Source organism: Marinobacter sp. L-13 (assembly GCF_056857715.1).
In genome coordinates this window covers 70385-86926 of sequence record NZ_JBSXNQ010000047.1, presented here as the reverse complement: position 1 = coordinate 86926, position 16542 = coordinate 70385, and the positions used below count along the sequence as shown (strand labels likewise).

At 58.1% G+C, this 16542-nt stretch carries 18 protein-coding genes; 10 read left to right on the top strand and 8 right to left on the bottom strand.

What is annotated here, in order from left to right; translation table 11 throughout:
- Positions 1-43 precede the first annotated feature (43 nt).
- The 4 genes from AC13DD_RS06995 to AC13DD_RS06980 form a co-directional block, all read right to left on the bottom strand.
- Entirely contained in the window at positions 44-1810 is a 1767-nt protein-coding gene (locus tag AC13DD_RS06995; protein WP_092031935.1) for a sodium:solute symporter family protein, read from the bottom strand.
- Between the two features lie 6 nt (positions 1811-1816).
- Positions 1817-2083 carry a DUF4212 domain-containing protein gene (locus AC13DD_RS06990; protein ID WP_008172923.1) on the bottom strand — a complete coding sequence of 89 codons (267 nt, stop codon included), beginning with the start codon at positions 2081-2083 and terminating at the stop codon, positions 1817-1819.
- 213 nt (positions 2084-2296) lie between these two features.
- Positions 2297-3004, bottom strand: a complete 708-nt coding sequence (locus AC13DD_RS06985) for a 3'-5' exonuclease (RefSeq protein ID WP_008172922.1) — start codon at positions 3002-3004, stop codon at positions 2297-2299.
- Between the two features lie 16 nt (positions 3005-3020).
- Complete coding sequence (locus tag AC13DD_RS06980; RefSeq protein WP_482931025.1) at positions 3021-4937, bottom strand: putative nucleotidyltransferase substrate binding domain-containing protein; 1917 nt, start codon at positions 4935-4937, stop codon at positions 3021-3023.
- Positions 4938-5107: 170 nt separating this feature from the next.
- On the opposite strand from AC13DD_RS06980, the gene smrA reads away from it, so the two are divergent.
- From smrA to AC13DD_RS06935, 9 genes are all read left to right on the top strand, one after another.
- Positions 5108-5689, top strand: a complete 582-nt coding sequence (smrA, locus tag AC13DD_RS06975; protein WP_008172920.1) for a DNA endonuclease SmrA — start codon at positions 5108-5110, stop codon at positions 5687-5689.
- A 63-nt stretch (positions 5690-5752) separates the two neighbouring features.
- Positions 5753-5944, top strand: a complete 192-nt coding sequence (locus AC13DD_RS06970) for a membrane lipoprotein lipid attachment site-containing protein (protein ID WP_008172919.1) — start codon at positions 5753-5755, stop codon at positions 5942-5944.
- 80 nt (positions 5945-6024) lie between these two features.
- A complete protein-coding gene (locus tag AC13DD_RS06965) occupies positions 6025-6510 on the top strand; it encodes a (2Fe-2S)-binding protein (RefSeq protein WP_053114899.1) in 486 nt (161 codons plus the stop codon).
- 1 nt (position 6511) lies between these two features.
- Positions 6512-8716 carry a xanthine dehydrogenase family protein molybdopterin-binding subunit gene (locus tag AC13DD_RS06960; RefSeq protein ID WP_053114900.1) on the top strand — a complete coding sequence of 735 codons (2205 nt, stop codon included), beginning with the start codon at positions 6512-6514 and terminating at the stop codon, positions 8714-8716.
- The gene (locus tag AC13DD_RS06955; protein WP_227507745.1) at positions 8709-9704 is read left to right on the top strand and encodes an XdhC family protein; all 996 of its coding nucleotides are present in this window, start codon (positions 8709-8711) and stop codon (positions 9702-9704) included. The genes AC13DD_RS06960 and AC13DD_RS06955 overlap by 8 nt, the downstream gene beginning before the upstream one ends.
- A 49-nt stretch (positions 9705-9753) precedes the next feature.
- Positions 9754-10380, top strand: a complete 627-nt coding sequence (locus AC13DD_RS06950; protein WP_053114901.1) for a methylthioribulose 1-phosphate dehydratase — start codon at positions 9754-9756, stop codon at positions 10378-10380.
- Entirely contained in the window at positions 10377-10937 is a 561-nt protein-coding gene (locus tag AC13DD_RS06945) for a 1,2-dihydroxy-3-keto-5-methylthiopentene dioxygenase (protein ID WP_008172914.1), read from the top strand. Before AC13DD_RS06950 ends, AC13DD_RS06945 begins: the two co-directional genes overlap by 4 nt.
- Positions 10934-11626, top strand: a complete 693-nt coding sequence (mtnC, locus tag AC13DD_RS06940) for an acireductone synthase (protein ID WP_053114902.1) — start codon at positions 10934-10936, stop codon at positions 11624-11626. The genes AC13DD_RS06945 and mtnC overlap by 4 nt, the downstream gene beginning before the upstream one ends.
- A gap of 36 nt (positions 11627-11662) precedes the next feature.
- Complete coding sequence (locus tag AC13DD_RS06935; RefSeq protein WP_482931024.1) at positions 11663-12718, top strand: DUF3080 domain-containing protein; 1056 nt, start codon at positions 11663-11665, stop codon at positions 12716-12718.
- Between the two features lie 7 nt (positions 12719-12725).
- Here the strand turns inward: AC13DD_RS06935 and tfpB are convergent, their stop codons facing one another.
- Genes tfpB through arsC form a run of 4 tightly spaced genes read right to left on the bottom strand, consistent with a single transcriptional unit; the run spans position 12726 to position 15995 of the window.
- The gene (gene tfpB, locus AC13DD_RS06930; protein ID WP_288365776.1) at positions 12726-14543 is read right to left on the bottom strand and encodes a type IV pilus assembly ATPase TfpB; all 1818 of its coding nucleotides are present in this window, start codon (positions 14541-14543) and stop codon (positions 12726-12728) included.
- Positions 14544-14563: 20 nt separating this feature from the next.
- Positions 14564-14935, bottom strand: coding sequence for a DUF2069 domain-containing protein (locus AC13DD_RS06925; protein ID WP_008172908.1), 372 nt, complete (start codon positions 14933-14935; stop codon positions 14564-14566).
- A gap of 57 nt (positions 14936-14992) precedes the next feature.
- Positions 14993-15598: an NAD(P)H:quinone oxidoreductase gene (wrbA, locus tag AC13DD_RS06920; protein WP_008172906.1), complete on the bottom strand. Its 606-nt coding sequence runs from the start codon at positions 15596-15598 to the stop codon at positions 14993-14995.
- Positions 15599-15641: 43 nt separating this feature from the next.
- Entirely contained in the window at positions 15642-15995 is a 354-nt protein-coding gene (gene arsC / locus AC13DD_RS06915; protein WP_008172904.1) for an arsenate reductase (glutaredoxin), read from the bottom strand.
- A gap of 68 nt (positions 15996-16063) precedes the next feature.
- Between arsC and AC13DD_RS06910 the strand changes: the two genes are divergently transcribed.
- A complete protein-coding gene (locus tag AC13DD_RS06910) occupies positions 16064-16531 on the top strand; it encodes a TlpA family protein disulfide reductase (protein WP_008172901.1) in 468 nt (155 codons plus the stop codon).
- Positions 16532-16542 lie beyond the last annotated feature (11 nt).

Genomic DNA, 16542 nt, shown 5'->3' with positions numbered 1-16542 from the left:
ATCAACCTGTCAGTTCATCGAACAAATCAGGCTGAGATGTTGCTTAGTGGTCTTGAGCCTGACCGGCACCACGTGGGTAACGGACGCTTTCAACCAGTTCCTGAATCTCAACGGGCGGTTCTTCAGTTGCGTTGGATACAATGAAGGCTACCGCAAAGTTGACGATTGCACCAACCGCGCCGATTGACAGGGGGGAGATGCCCAGCACCCAGTTTTCAGGAGTGTCTGGCAGGTTAGCTGTACCCGGGATGAACAGCCAGCCCTTGTACACGAAGATGTATACCAGGGTGAACGTCAGACCGCTCAGCATACCAGCGATGGCACCGGTATTGTTCACGCGCTTGGAGAAGATGCCCATCATCAGCGCCGGGAACAGGGATGCTGCCGCGATACCGAAGGCCAGGGCAACGACCTGTGCCGCAAAGCCTGGAGGGTTCGCCCCAAGGTAGGTGGCAACAACGATCGCAACGGCCATCGATATCCGTGCTGCGAGCAGCTCGCCTTTCTCCGAAATCGCCGGATTAATGGAACCCTTGATCAGGTCGTGACTGACCGCCGAGGAGATCGCCAGCAACAGACCGGCCGCTGTGGACAGTGCTGCTGCGAGACCACCCGCTGCGATCAGACCGATGACCCAGCCTGGCAGGTTGGCGATTTCCGGGTTGGCCAGTACCAGGATATCCCGGTTAACGACCAGCTCATTGCCGTTCCAGCCGCGGGCTTCAGCCGTAGGCGCGAAGGCTTCGCTGTCGTTGTAAAGCTGGATACGGCCGTCTTCGTTCTTGTCGGTGAACTGGATAAGACCAGTTACTTCCCACTCCTTGATCCAGTTCGGACGCTCATCGTACTGGATGGGCTCCGCTGAGGTGCCGTCCGGGTAGATGGTGGTCATCAGGTTCAAGCGAGCCATGGAAGCAACCGCCGGCGCAGTCAGGTACAGCAGGGCGATGAATACCAGAGCCCAGCCTGCGGACCAGCGTGCGTCAGCCACCTTGGGTACGGTGAAGAAGCGGATGATAACGTGTGGCAGGCCTGCAGTACCGATCATCAGCGACAGGGTAAACAGAACCATGTTCAGTTTGTTGTCGATATCGGCGGTGTACTCATTGAAGCCGAGGTCGGTGATAACCTGGTTCAGCTTGCTGAGGATCGGCATGCCGGAATCCACGTGAGTCGAGAACAGACCCAGACCTGGAATCGGGTTACCGGTCAGCTGCAGAGAGATGAACACAGCAGGAATGGTGTAGGCAATGATCAGCACGCAGTACTGTGCCACCTGGGTGTAGGTGATACCCTTCATGCCACCCATAACTGCGTAGATGAAGACCACGACAGCCGCGATCATGAGGCCAACGGTGGAATCAACTTCCAGGAAGCGGGAGAAGGCAACACCAGCACCAGCCATCTGGCCGATAACGTAGGTAACAGACGCTACGATCAGGCAGATAACCGCTACGAGGCGGGCGTTCTTGCTGTAGAAACGGTCGCCGATAAACTCGGGAACCGTAAACTTGCCAAACTTCCGCAGGTACGGAGCCAGCAGCATGGCCAGCAGAACGTAACCGCCAGTCCAGCCCATGAGGAAGGTGGAGTTGGCGTAGCCACCGGCAGCAATCAGACCTGCCATGGAGATAAACGATGCCGCGGACATCCAGTCGGCGCCGATTGCTGCGCCGTTGGTGATCGGATGAACACCGCCGCCGGCAACGTAGAAGTCACTCGTGCTTCCGGCCTTGGCCCAGATAGCAATTGCGATGTAGAGGAGGAATGAGCCCCCTACGAAAATGATGTTAATGGCAAATTGGCTCATTCGTTCTTACTCCTCGTGCACGCCGAATTTTTCATCGATCTTGTTCATGCGCCACGCGTAGTGGAAGATCAGAGCGATGAACGTGAGGATGGAACCTTGCTGGGCAAACCAGAAGCCCAGATCAGTACCACCAATCGGAATACCGGCAAGCATCGGACGGAGCAGAATTGCAAAGCCGTAAGATACCAGGGCCCAGACTATCAGGCTCCCGAATATCAGGCGCAGATTCGCCTTCCAGTACGCTTCAGCATCGTAGCTATGACCTGCTGACATAGGATCACTCCTGTTTTGTTGTTGTGGAGGTTGGGTGGGTTTTTGGTGAGGCACTTCTGTTAGAGAATTTATTATTCATATAAGTACTTCTCCGACTAGTTGTCCCTACTGACTTTACTGGTCAAGCGATTTATAGATATTGGCAAAAGGTCTAATTCTCAGTAATTTGGCGTGACGTCGGTCTATAAATGCGATGTTCCGCCAGGCATCGATTCAGAAACGATGCATGTTTTGCAGGCGCCGATGGTAATGGAGCTTGTCGTAAAGCCCTTTGAGAGTTTTTACCCCTTCCGACCGCGCCTTATTAAGTGCGACCAGGGTAAGTTCGGCTGTAGCGAGAGCATCGGAAGCGGCGTGGTGACGTTCGCTGACTTCAAGGCCGAAATAATCGGCCCAGTTGTCGAGTCCTTTGCCACCGGTCTTGGTGTTTGGAAAAAATGCAGGCATCAAGTCGGCCACGTCCATCCAGGTATGAGGCTGGGTATAGCCAAGCTGCGCCTTCAGGGTCTTTTCCAGAAATTTTTGATCGAACGCCGAGTGGTAGGCCAGGATAGGGTCGCCGTTCATCCACTCAAGAAGATAAAGAAGGGCATCCTCGATTTCGTGCCCCTGGGTCAGCGCCTCGGGCCCGATCCCGTGAATGAGCACGGTTTCGCGGATGTCGAGCTCCGGACGCCTGAGGATCAGGTCGAACTGGTCGCCCAGATGGATAATGCCGCCGCGGATGGCGACGGCCCCGATAGCGATCACCTCGTCCTTGGAGGGGTTCAGTCCCGTGGTTTCAAGATCCAGCACGATCAGACGGCAGTCCGTAAGCAACTGTTCTCCTGGCGTTTTCGGGTTGGGCAGATTGCCAGGATCGTGGCTGCCGATTTTTCCGCCCCGGCGATGCTCAATCCATTGTTTGATCTGTTCCAGCATGTCTCGCGCCTGAAGGTCAGAGTTGGTAGGTAACTTCGAGTTTTTGTTGCAACCGCTGCGCCTGCCTGAAAGATTCCCGCAGGATTCGACGGTCGAGTGGGTTCAGATCGTCGGGATCGATGTAGTTGGTGAGCTCCTCTCCCTTTGCCAGCATTTCCTGGTGGGCCCGCATGCGGATCGCCTGGATCAGGCTATAACCTTCCTTCCAGGCGTTGGCATCTTTCGGATCGAAGACGCCCTTTTTCGCCAGCTCATCCATGCGCTCCAGCGTGTTCGCTGTCTCAACGCCATTCGCCAGGGCGAAAACCCGCATTGCCTCAACAAACGGCGCCAGGCCCTGACGCTTGAGGTCCAGTGAGTGCTTGTTGCCCTCGGATATATAGCGGAAATTGCGGAACATGGTGAGCGGCGGCTTCCGCTGGAACGCATTCCCGGCAAGCATTTTCTGGAACAGGGCGTTTTTCCGGATCCGCGTGAGGATCTTGTCCAGAAGATCGTTCAGCGGCTCGGTTGGACCGTAGATAGCCCTCATATCAAGAAAAATTGAGGAATACACCAGGTTCTGGGGTGTGGAGGCATCAATGAACCGGATAAACCAGTCGTCCCACTCCTTGTCGCTCAGGCAGAGTTTCGGGTTACTGGCCATGATGTTGCCCTTGCACAGGGTGAAGCCACATTCGGCCAGTTCGTCGTTTACCTTTCGCGCAAAGGGCAACAGCTTTTCCCGGACCTGTTCGGCGGTCATCCCTTCCGGCGTCTGGAACAGTATGCCGTTGTCCTGGTCGGTCAGCAGGGTCTGCTCCTGGCGGCCCTCGCTGCCAAACGTCAGCCAGGTGAAGGGAATGCCCGGGTCGTTCTTCTTGATGTTCAGTTCCAGGACCCGTCTGACGGTTACATCATTGAGCGTGGTGATGATCTTGACCACCTGCCCGGAGTCGGCGCCGTGGGCGAGCATCGCATCCACCAGGCGTGATACGTCTGTTCGCAGGCTGACCAGGGTGCGCAGGTGGGTGGCCGTGCCAATGGTGCGGGCAAGGTTTACCAGGTCCACGCGCTGCAGGGAGAACAGGTCTCGTTCCGAAACCACGCCAATCAGTTTACGATCATCGTCGATGACGCAAAGATGCGCAAAATGATGCTCCGCCATCAGCATGGCAGCTTCGAACGCATCCGCATGGGAGGGAAGGCAGCAGGGATTCTTGGTCATTACCTGCTGTATGGGCGTATCCAGGGGGCCGGTGCCCTCGGCGATCATGGTGCGAAGGTCCCGCAGTGTGAAAATGCCGGTCGGGATACGGTTTTCATCGGTAACGATAATGCTGCCGACGTTGTTTTCGTGCATTCGGGCCACGGCTTTACGCACCGGCAGATCGGGCGAGCAGACAATCGGATTGCGCAGGGCATAGCGTTCAAGTGGCGTATCGAGGGACGTGCTGGACCCGATTGAGGCCATGGCACTTGACTGTATGCGCCGGTTCACCTGATCGAGCAGGCTGCTGACGCCCCGCAGGCAAAAATCCCGGAACGGTTCGCTTTCAGCGAAGAGTGTAACGAACGCTGTCTGCCCGATGCTGAGGCAGAAGGTGTCGCCGTCTGCCCGATGCAGGGTTCTGGTTGGCCGTTCGCCGATCATGGCGGCGAGGGGAAAGCACTCGCCCTGGCTGATTTCGAAGGTCGTTTCCGTGCGGTCTTCTTTGTCGTTGTGGCGTTCGCCACGAATCCGCCCCTGTTTGACCACGTAGAATCGTTTAACGACATCCTGATCCGGAGACAGCACGATATCGCCATCGGCGTAGAACTGGATGGAGGCGTTCTCCGCGAAATGCGCAAGATGGGAGTCATCCATGCTGGAGAAAGGCGCGTGTTCCCGCAAAAACGTCATGATGGCGCGGATGTTCTGCGGGCGGTCATTTTCCTGGTGCGCTGAGGCCATGTCCGTCGTCACTCGCTGGTTATTATTGTCCGTCTGAAGTGTAGTGTAGCCAAAGCATCTGTTGCCCTACGATTTTGGTCGCAATAAGTCTGACATAGATCAGTTTTCTTTAAGGCCGGTTACCCAGGTGGTAAAGTCGGTCTCTGAAACAGGTCATTAATTGTAACGCCATGACTACCAAAGAAGAGCGCCTCAGCTTCCTTGAGGAAATGAAAGACGTCCGGCGTATCCGCAAGCCCAACCGGGCCGAGGTGACAACGCCCCGGGAACTGACGCCAGGTCATCTGGAACGTCAGCGGGCGGCTGTTGAAAAGCCCGCGCGGGACACCAATCCCCTGACTTCCGACATGGTAGAGCCGCTTACGGCCCACGATATCCTGAGCTGGCAGCGGCCAGGCATCCAGCACGGCGTATTTCGAAAGCTCCGGCTGGGCCAGTATCCGATCGAAGCGCGCCTTGATCTGCACCGTATGACCGTTGAGCAGTCCCGTCGCGAAGTCTTCAGGTTCATCGGTGATTGCGTGCGCTATGGCCTGCGGTCGGTCATCATTCTTCATGGCAAGGGCGAGCGTAATCCTGATGGTATCGCCCAGTTGAAAAGCTACCTCGCCAAATGGTTGCCGGAGCTGGACGATGTCCTGGCCTTTCATTCGGCCCAGAAACACCATGGTGGTACGGGGGCTGTTTATGTCATGGTGCGAAAGAGTGACCGGGATAAGCAGCATAATCGTGAACTCCACGGCAGCCGTTAGGGCTGCCAATCCCAGGTATTCCTTAACACGAGCCGCGGTGGCGGCTGAACGGAGGTTATCGTCGTGAAAAAAGCTGTATTGGTTGTATTCGCCGTACTGGCACTGGCGGGCTGTAAGGATCGAGTTATCTGGAACGACAACGGCAAGGTTGAAGAGGCCACAACGGATCGGGAGGTCTGGGACTCAAACGGCAAGATGGAGTCCGGCGAACGCAAGATCTGGGTTAACAAGGATGGCGAAGAAGTCGTCAGATAGGACTCTGGTATCTGCCATAGGGGTAGCGACAATAATAAATCCGGAAACAACACCGGAGACAGGTAAAGGAGAGGGTTGGGATGGCCGTGAGCCTGACAGTCAATGGCGACGAGCGGTCGCTGAACATTGAAGGGGATACGCCTCTTCTATGGGTATTGCGTGATGAGCTGGGGCTCAAGGGAACTAAATTCGGTTGCGGCGCGGGCCTCTGTGGTGCCTGCACAGTTCACCTGAACGGGCAGCCTGTGCGCTCCTGCTCGACACCGGTCGAAATGGCCGCGGGTGGTGATGTGGTTACGATTGAAGGCCTGGGGGAGGGAAGTCGTCTTCATGCACTGCAGGATGCCTGGATAGAACACGGCGTTCCTCAATGCGGCTACTGCCAGTCGGGCCAGATCATGAGTGCGGCCCACCTTCTGGCCAGCAATCCGGCGCCTTCACGTGAGGAAATTGTTGCGGCCATGACAGGCAATCTTTGCCGATGCGGCACCTACTCGCGGATCATTGCAGCCGTGGAATCCGTCGTCGCTGATACGTCAGACGGCGCTCAGGGAGGGGCCGCATAACATGGCGATGAATCGACGAAATTTCCTCAAGGTCAGTGCCGGGGCCTCCGGGAGCCTCATGGTTTCAATAACGTTGCCGGGCTGCGCGGGAATCCAGACGGGGTATGAGCCGGACACGGGCGAATGGCGTCCCGATGCCTGGCTGGAACTGACTGCCGATGATGAAGTCTTCTTCACCCTGGCCCGGGTCGAAATGGGGCAAGGAACTTACACCGGGTTGACCACTTTGATTGCCGAAGAGCTGGAAATCCAGCCGGAGCGGATCACCCCACGCTTTGCACCTGTGGCGCCGGAGTATCGAAATCCTCTGTACAAGCTGCAACTGACAGGCGGTAGCACCAGTGTTGCGACCAGTTGGGAGCCGCTTCGAACGGCCGGAGCGGAAGCCCGGCAAATGCTGGTTATGGCGGCAGCACGTGTATGGAACGTCGAAGCAACCGAATGTCGCGCCAGTGAAGGCAGGGTGGTGCACCCGAACGGTATCGACTCCATGGCCTATGGCCAGTTGGTTGAGTTGGCCGCCAAAGAAGTGCTGCGTGGTGACATAGCGCTCAAGCCGCAGAGCGAATGGAAATACATTGGCAAGCAGCGAGGCAAACTCGATGCCCGGGCGAAGTCCACGGGAACCGCAGTTTACGGGATTGATGTCGATCTTCCGGACATGGTGTACGGCGTTGTTTCACGCTCTCCCCGACGCGGCGGCCGCGTTCGGGACTTCAACGCTGATCAGGTCCGTGCAATGACGGGTGTGCTTGATGTTTTTGAGATCGAGCGTGGCGTGGCCGTTGTTGCCGACAAATACTGGCGTGCCCGGAAGGCTCAGGACGCGCTCAAGATAGACTGGGATTTTTCGGATGCCGTGTCTCTGTCTACGGGCGACGTGTTCGACTCCTACCGCGCCGCCGCCGATGACGATCCCGGAGAGTCCGAGCGTAGTGAGGGCAGTTTTGCCAGTGCCATGGAGGAGGGCGACCGGGTGGTGGAAGCGGAATATGCCCAGCCCTACCTGGCCCACGCGACATTGGAGCCCATGAATGCCACGGCCTGGTACCGAGAGGACGGCATGGAGGTGTGGGCCCCTACACAGGCGCCGGACCTTGGCCGGATAGCAGCAGCCCGGGTGACCAATCTTGGCCCCGACGATATCACTATCAATACGACCTTTCTCGGCGGCGGTTTTGGCCGTCGACTGACTCAGGACTATATCGAAGAAGCGGCGGCAGTGGCCTATCGGGTCGGACGGCCGGTTAAGGTCATCTGGTCCCGTGAAGAGGACACCCGTCACGATCTCTATCGCCCTGCCATGCTGCACCGTATGAAAGCCAGCTTCGCGGGCAGCGAGCTGACAGGCTGGCATCACCAGATTGTTGGTCCTCAGATCCTGGACTGGTATGTCCGCAATGCGGCGCCTGCCCAGTATCCGTGGGCTCCAAAGTTCATGTACGACACTTTGGGCAGTGTCGGCCTGATGGCCGAAGGCATTGTGACGCCGAAGGATTTCTCCGCAATCGAGGGTGCCATCGAGTATCCGTACCGGGTGTCCAACGTTGATATCCGTCATACCCACACCGATCCCGGCATTCCGATTACCTGGTGGCGTTCGGTAGGTTTTTCCCACAACGGGTTTGCCGTCGAAACTTTCATGGACGAACTTGCCCATGAGGCAGGTGAGGATCCTTACCAGTTCCGTCGTCGCCTTATTGCCCACGAGCCGAGGCACCTTGAAGTGCTTGACCGGGTTGCCAGGCTGGCCGACTGGCAGTCGCCTGTGCCAGAAGGGCGGGCCCGGGGGCTCGCCCTGTTCCGGAGTTTCGGAACGTACGTTGCCCAGGTGGTGGAAGCCGGAGTCGAGAATGGTGCGATCCGGGTATACAAGGTCACCTGTTCGGTGGACTGCGGCCAGGTCGTTAACCCCCGTATCGTGGAGGACCAGATCGAGGGCGGTATCCTGTTTGGGCTGACCGCGGCACTTTATGGAGAAATCACGCTGGAGAATGGCGAGGTCCAGCAGAGCAATTTCCACGACTACCCCCTAATGAGGCAGTACGAGCGTCCTGAGGTATTGGTGGATATTGTTGCAAGCAGCGAGTCGCCGACCGGAGTCGGCGAGCCTGGCGTGCCGCCGGTGATCCCGGCCCTGGGTAATGCCCTGTTTGCGCTCAATGGAAAGCGGCAGCGTAGCCTGCCATTGAGAGCCAATGCCTGATTCAAGCGTCGCCTATTCGGTCGCTACTGGCCACCAGACCGTATTAGACAGAATGTCTCACTGGCTGGCGGAAGGTCAGAGAGCCTGGCTTTGCACCATAGTGGACACCTGGGGCTCCTCGCCGCGTCCGGTCGGCTCCTGGCTGGCGATTGCAGAATCCGGTCACTGGAGCGGGTCGGTGTCCGGTGGCTGTCTGGAAGAGGATCTGCTCCGGCGCACAGCGGAAGACGGGCCGGAACATCCGGTTTTCGTTGATTATGGAATCACCGATGATGACCGGGATCATTTCCAGCTGCCTTGCGGTGGCCGGATACGGCTTCTGATTGAACCCTTCCGGGGCCAGATGGGTCTCGATCACGTTCAGGCATTGGCGGCTGCCTTGCGCGATCGCGAACCGGTGGTTCGTCGCGTGCCGATAAACGGGGCTCCGACGCTGGAGCATTCTGTCTCCCGGGCCGGTAACGCGGTCCACTTCGACGGTGAACAGCTTCTTCATGCTTTGCAGCCCGAGTGCCGGCTGTTGCTGATCGGTGCGGGCGAAGTCGCCCGTTACGTTTTTGAATTCGCGACCGCGGCGGATTTTGCTGTCACCCTCTGTGAGCCGAGGGAGGCCTTCGCCGCCGGCTGGAGTTTTGAAGGGATTCCCCTGGACCGGCGCCTGCCCGATGATCTGATTTCGACACAGTTTGGCGACGCCTGGTCCGGTATTCTGGCCCTCGCCCATGATCCGCGCATCGACGATATGGGGTTGCTTGCAGCTCTTCACTCCAGTGCCTTTTACATAGGCGCAATGGGGTCGAAAAGAACTTCGGAAGCCCGGCGGGAACGATTGGCATCTCTGGGGCTTGAAAAAGAGGCACTCGAACGCCTGCGAGCTCCCATTGGTGTTGATATTCCGAGCAAGACACCGGCAGAAATTGCTGTCTCCATTGTCGCCGATCTGATTGCCGCACGGCATCATTTGCGAGGAGCTGGTTCGTCCCTATAATGGCGCCCATGGGAGTGTCCCAAGCGCTCTGAAACCCGGGAGAGAACTCGTGTTTGATGTAACCCGATACGCCGTCGCCGCGGATGCGATTGTGCAAGCCGGTCGATTCCTGTACCAGCAGGGTTGGTCGCCCGCAACCAGCAGTAACTATTCTGCCCGCATCGATGCCGAACACATCGCCATTACTGTTTCAGGCCGTCACAAGGGGCAGCTGGGGGCGGGTGATGTCATGGTGGTCGATCTGGCCGGCCGGCCGGTACAGAGCGACTGTCGCTCCTCTGCAGAAACAAGGCTGCATACGGTGCTGTATGAGGTCTTTCCCGAGGTGGGCGCGGTTCTGCATACCCACTCGGTGAAGGCAACGGTGCTCAGTCGTCTGCTTGAGCCCGGCCAGCCACTGGCGCTGGAAGGCTATGAGCTGCAGAAGGCGTTTACCGGCGTTGAGACCCACGAATCAGTCCTGACGGTTCCGGTGTTCGACAACACCCAGGACATCGACGCGTTGGCGGAGCAAACTCGCGAATGGTTCCGGGAGCATCCGGAACAGCCAGGCTACCTGATTCGTGGCCATGGCCTGTACACCTGGGGCAAAACCATGGCCGATTGCCTGCGCCATGTCGAGGCCTTTGAATTCCTGTTTGAATGTGAGCTTGAAACCATGAGGGTTCGCCCATGACTACCCTGAGTATTTTCGACCAGAGCCAGCCCGAAAAGGCACGCAAAGTGACCGGGAATCCTGAAGAAATACGGGAGCTTCTGGCCCGCCACGGTGTGCGCTATGAGCAGTGGCCAACGAAAGATCTGCCGGCTGACGCATCCCAGGAAGACATCCTTGAGGCCTACAGCGAGGAAGTCTCGAAACTGAAGCACGAATGTGGTTTTCAGACCGCGGATGTGATCAGCCTGAACCCGGACAATCCGCAGAAAGACGCGTTCCGGCAAAAGTTTCTGGATGAGCACACCCACAGTGAAGACGAAGTTCGTTTCTTTGTCCGTGGCCAGGGCCTGTTTTACCTGCACTTCGGCAACGAGGTTTTCGCCGTGCTGTGCCAGAAAAACGATCTGATCAGTGTGCCCGATGGCACTCGTCACTGGTTTGATATGGGCCCGGAGCCTGCGTTTACCTGCATTCGCCTGTTCACCAACCCCGAGGGCTGGGTGGCGGACTTTACCGGTGAAGACATCGCCGGTCGCCTGCCTCGCTATGAGGCGCTGGCAGGAGCGGCCGAATGATCCGGGTTGTGCTCACGGATATCGAAGGCACCACCAGCTCTATTTCGTTTGTGCACGATGTCCTGTTTCCCTATGCCAGCGAGCACCTGCCGCGTTTTGTCCGTGAACAGCATCAGGACAGCCCGGCTGTGTCTGAGCAACTGGACGCAGTGGCCGAGGTTTCAGGCGTTGCGCGTGAGGATGTCGAAGGGCTGATCCAAGTGCTTGAAACCTGGATCAGGGAAGACCGCAAGGAAACCTCTCTTAAGACGCTGCAGGGCATGGTCTGGGAGCAGGGATATCAGCAGGGAGAGCTGAAAGGTCACATCTATGCTGACGCAGCCGACTACCTTCAACGCTGGCATGATCGGGGGCTGCGTTTGTTCGTATATTCATCAGGTTCGGTGAAAGCCCAGAAGCTGATTTTCGGTTTTACCACGGAAGGCGATTTTACGCCGTTTTTCTCGGGCTATTTCGATACCCGTATCGGTGGCAAGAAAGAGACCGTTTCATACCGGAATATTCTGTCTGAGTTGGGCGTCGAGGCCTGCACGGTGCTGTTCCTGTCTGATGTGGAAGCTGAACTGGAGGCAGCCGAGGAAGCCGGCATGCAAACTGCCTGGCTTGTTCGCGAGGGAGATCTGCCGGAAACCGAACGTTTCGTTGCCAGTGATTTTGCGGAGGTCGATACCCTGCTGCAAAAGCGCTAGGCCCAGGGCTTTTTAACGCCATCGCAGGAGGAATGAATGCCCGGGACCGGAATTTGCAGAATCTTTGCGCCGGTTCTCGCCGTGCTTATTGCCGGTTGCGACCCGTTCTCGGATGCGCGTCCCATGATGGACGAGTATGTGGAGCGGGTGGCCCGCGTGTTGGAAGCCGATCCCGAGTTTTCTGACATTCCCTCCGCCAGCCAGCTTCCCCGCCGCCGTGACCGTGTGCTGACCATGCCCGAACTGGACATGGGAATGCTCGATTTTCTATCGCTCTACGGCTGTGAACTCCAGTACGTTGTTGGTGAGAAAAACTCGGTGATGGGGCGGGTTATGCAGCCCCTGAACCGCCTTCGTTATGAAATCCGGTTTATCGAAGCGGCCAGGGACTGTCTGCCGGATATAGAAGATGAGGAGTTCGCCGAAGAGCTTGTCGGTGGTATCGAGAGCAAGCTTGAATCCCTGCCCATTGCTATCTGGAATGCCACCTGGGGCGTCGAAGAAATCGAAAAGCTGTTTACCCTGGCCAAGGGCTACTATCCCGTCGCGCCAGAGGGCAATCCGGTGTCTGATCTCGCCCTTGATATCGACAGCCTGAACGCAGCAGTGGCCCGTTTGTACTCTGAAGATCTGGCGGTTTCCCTCGACTTTGCCGGCGACGTTCATCAGCGCTGGCAGGCAGAATACCGCGCCGGTCAGTTGATCAACAGTGCGCTTCTTCTGACTGCAAGGCTGAAGGACGGGACGGCATTGCTCAAGCAGAGAATTGAAGGCAAGCCTCTGTGTATTAACGGCCAGCCGAACAACCAGTCGGATATTGTTCAGAGTATGTTTTTCAGTGTTTATATCGAAAAGATCCAACCCTATATGAGCACTGTGACCCAGGGACGGGTGGCGCTCATCGAGCCGTTCGAGCAGTTGGCGGAAATGCAGCGGGCGGTCATGCCAGAAAGTTTCGCCGGCTGGTATGAGCGGCATCTCTCACAGAGCGCCGAGGCCAGCCTGTGGCGGGAACTGGACGTGGCCATGATGGCCCACACCAAAGCCTGGCAGGAATTACTGGGCCAGTGCGGATTGCGCCCGGGAGCCTGACCCTCATTCAGCGCTGGCTTTCCGGCGTCACCCTCAGAATCTCTTCCACCGTTGTCTGGCCGGCGGCCACTTTCTGTGCACCACTCAAGCGCAGGGATTTCATGCCTTCCTTGTAGGCATCCAGCCTCAGCTGCTCCAGCTCGCAATGGTCGGTGATCTGTCTGAGCAATGCGCCAGATAGCGTCATGATTTCGTACACGCCTGCACGCCCAAGATAACCGGTGTTCCGGCACTCCAGGCACCCCACAGGCTGATAGAACTGCTTGGGAACGGGCGCTTTCCAGGGCCGGGTGAGAGTTTGCCAGGCCTGCTCATCAGCGGGGCCAGGGGATTTGCAGTGAGGGCAGAGCGTTCGGGCAAGCCGTTGTGCCATCACGCCCAGTACCGTGGCCCGAATCAGGTAAGGCGGAATGCCCAGTTCCATCATCCGGGTGATCGCACTCGGAGCGTCGTTGGTATGCAGGGTCGAGAGCACCAGATGGCCAGTGAGGGCGGCCTGAACCGCCATTTCCGCCGTTTCCAGATCGCGGATCTCGCCGATCATGATGATATCCGGGTCCTGACGCAGCAGCGCCCTTACGCCGGCTGCAAAGGTCAGGTCGATATTGGTCTGAACCTGCATCTGGTTGAACGCCGGCTCCACCATTTCGATGGGATCCTCGATGGTGCAGACGTTTAGCTCGGGCGATGCAATCTGTTTCAGGGTCGAATACAGGGTCGTGGTCTTGCCGGAACCAGTGGGCCCGGTGACAAGGACGATGCCGTGTGGGCGGGATGTGATTTCCTGCCAGCGCTGGCGGTCTTCCTTGCCGAATCCCAGTTGCTCGTAGGACTTCAAAAGCACGTCTGGATCAAAGATCCGCATGACCATCTTTTCGCCAAAGGCAGTCGGCATGGTGGCCAGACGCAGTTCCACCTCCCGGTTGTCGGGTTTGCGGGTCTTGATACGACCGTCCTGGGGGCGGCGTTTTTCCGCCACATTCAGGCGACCGAGGATCTTGAGGCGACTGGTCACCGCCACGCCTACATGCTCGGGGAACTCATAAACGTTGTGCAGAACGCCGTCGATCCGGAACCGGACCTGGGTGACCGTGCGGCGGGGCTCGATGTGAATATCCGAGGCGCGCTGGTCGAAGGCGTACTGCAGCAACCAATCGACAATCTTGACGACGTGCTGGTCATTGGCGTCCGGGTGTTCGCTGGCGCCAAGATCGAGCAGCTGCTCGAAATTCTGGTTGCCGGCAACACCCGGGCCCTGGCTGCCGCTGGCCTTGCTGACGGAATTGGCGAGCTGGTAGAACTCCACGGTGTACCGGCGGATATCCTCGGGATTGGCGACAACTCGCCGGATATCCTTGCGAACGGCCTGTTGAAGGTTCTGCACCCAATCGCTCTTGAAAGGTTCTGCGCTGGCGATCAGCACCTCATCGGCGCCGATCTCAACGGCCAGGATGCCATGGCGCTGCGCAAAGGCGTAAGACATCACCCGGGCAATGGCGGGTGTGTCGATCTTGAGGGGATCAATATGGTAATAGGGTTGCCCCGCCCAGTCGGCCAGCCAGTGAGTCAGCCGATCCAGATCCAGGGTACGACCGCTCTTCTGGCTGGTCAGCGCGGCAATCGCCACCAGTTCCAGCGGGTGGCGCCTGCCTTTCTGTCCGTCGCCGGTTGCCGCGCCCAGGTTGGCCGACAACACCCGCTCTGCGTCTTCCTGGCTGATTTCCCCGCTGGTAACAAGCGCGGTGCAAACATCTCTCAGGGTCAGGGTACTTCTGGGCGGCGCGGGTGGCCGCTGCACCGTTCCGGAGTTGCTTGTGTCAGCCATAGAGGGTCAGTTCCAGGTCTTCAGGGTGTGTTTCCGTCTGCCACCGGCCGGTTCACCTTCAGGTGAATCATGGCAACAGTGAACAACAGGAAGGTCAGTACCGTCAAAATGACCGGCCCCGGGGCGCCTTCGCTCAGCCATGCCGAAACAACGGCCTGAGTGAAGTAGAAGATCACCACGAAGGACATCCAGATATAGCCCCGATTGTGACCGCGAAAGACCGTGACCGCAAAGGGCAGAAGCGGGACCAGTTTCACCGCCAGCATCAGGGGTATTGAAACACCCTCGACGGGAGCCGGGTAGAACGTGGTAATCAGCAGGGTGGCAAGCACGCCGATGTAAAGGGCGATCGTCGCCCGCACAGTGATGCGGGCCTTCGGGTTGTTCAGCATAGTGTGTTCCGGAGTCGGTAAGTGTAAAGCAAAGTACGTCCTGCGCCCGGTCGCGTATCAGTCAGCGAGTTTCAGCGCCAGTCGCGCCAGACGTTCGCCGAAGGCCTGGCACAGGGCTTTCTCATGCGTGCTCAGGGGTTGCTGTTCGCCGGTTCCGGCCCAGTGGGTAGGGCCGTAGGGTGTGCCACCGGTGTCCGTTTCGCCGAGACTCTTCTCCGAGTAGGGGAGACCACAGACCACCATGCCATGATGCAGCAGCGGCATCATCATGGTCATGAGAGTCGTTTCCTGCCCGCCATGGAGGCTGCCGGTAGAGGTAAACGCGCCCGCCGGTTTGCCTTCCAGGGTTCCGCTCAGCCAGAGGTCGCCGGTCGTGTCGAGGAAATGCTTCAGGGGCGCTGCCATGTTGCCAAAGCGGGTGGGGCTGCCGATGGCCAGGCCGGCGCAATTTGCGAGATCGGATTTGCTGGCGTAAGGCGCTCCAGAGTCCGGAACTGCGGGCAGGGACGCTTCCGTGTCCGGTGAAACCGGCGGTACCGCCCGCAACCTCGCTTCCATGCCTGTTACCCGGGCCACGCCACGACCAATCTGGCTGGCCAGCTCCGCAGTCTGGCCTGTGCGGCTGTAAAATAGCACGAGAACATAGGGCAATTGATCGGACATCTTCAGAGATCCTTCTGATCTGGCTGGAGGAGATTGTTGGGCGTTACAGGATCGAGAGAACGTTTTCCGGTGGCCGGCCAAGTGCTGCTTTGCCGTTGGCGGTCACAATCGGTCGTTCAATCAGTTTCGGTGTTGCTACCATCGCGGCGATGAGTTGTTCGTCGCTCAGGTCGGGGCTGTTCAGGCCCTGTTCTTTATACTCTTTTTCTTTCGTGCGCATCAGTTCGCGGGGGCGAAGATCCAGTGCGTTCAGGATATCCTTGAGCTCCTGCTCTGTCGGTGGTGTTTCCAGGTAGCGTATAATCTCTGGCTCAATTCCCCGTTCGGTAAGCAGTTCAAGGGTTTGGCGGGATTTCGAGCAGCGAGGGTTGTGGAAAATCCGGGTGGGTTCTGTCATCTTCGTGCCTGATTGTCTGAATGGAGTCCACGATTTCTGTGGCCGGTAGTCTAACAGGAGGTTTTCCAGTGCAGTACCCTGATTCTGTCCGTAGGCGTTCCGGCCTGCATGTTCTGGCCGTGGCGCTGCTCATTCTGGCGATGTCCGGCTGCCAGAAAATCGAGCTTGAGCGGGCAGAAGGCACAAAACTGAACTGGGACACCTTGCGCGGCCAGTGGGTGTTGGTTAACTACTGGGCGGAATGGTGCAAACCGTGCCTCGAAGAAATTCCCGAGCTCAATGAGCTGGACAAGGCGCCCGACATTACCGTACTAGCCGTCAATTTTGATGGGGTGCGGGGCGACGCATTGGTCGAACTGGGCGAGCGTATGGGGATTGAATTTACCATGCTGGCGGACGATCCAGGGCCGGGGTTCGGCTGGAAGTTACCGGTCGCGCTGCCTGCCACTTTTCTGGTTAATCCGGGCGGCGATCTGGTCGAGACCCGTTTTGGACCCCAGACCGAAGAAGAACTCCGGGCCGTGATCGGCGGTTGAGCCGGCCGCCC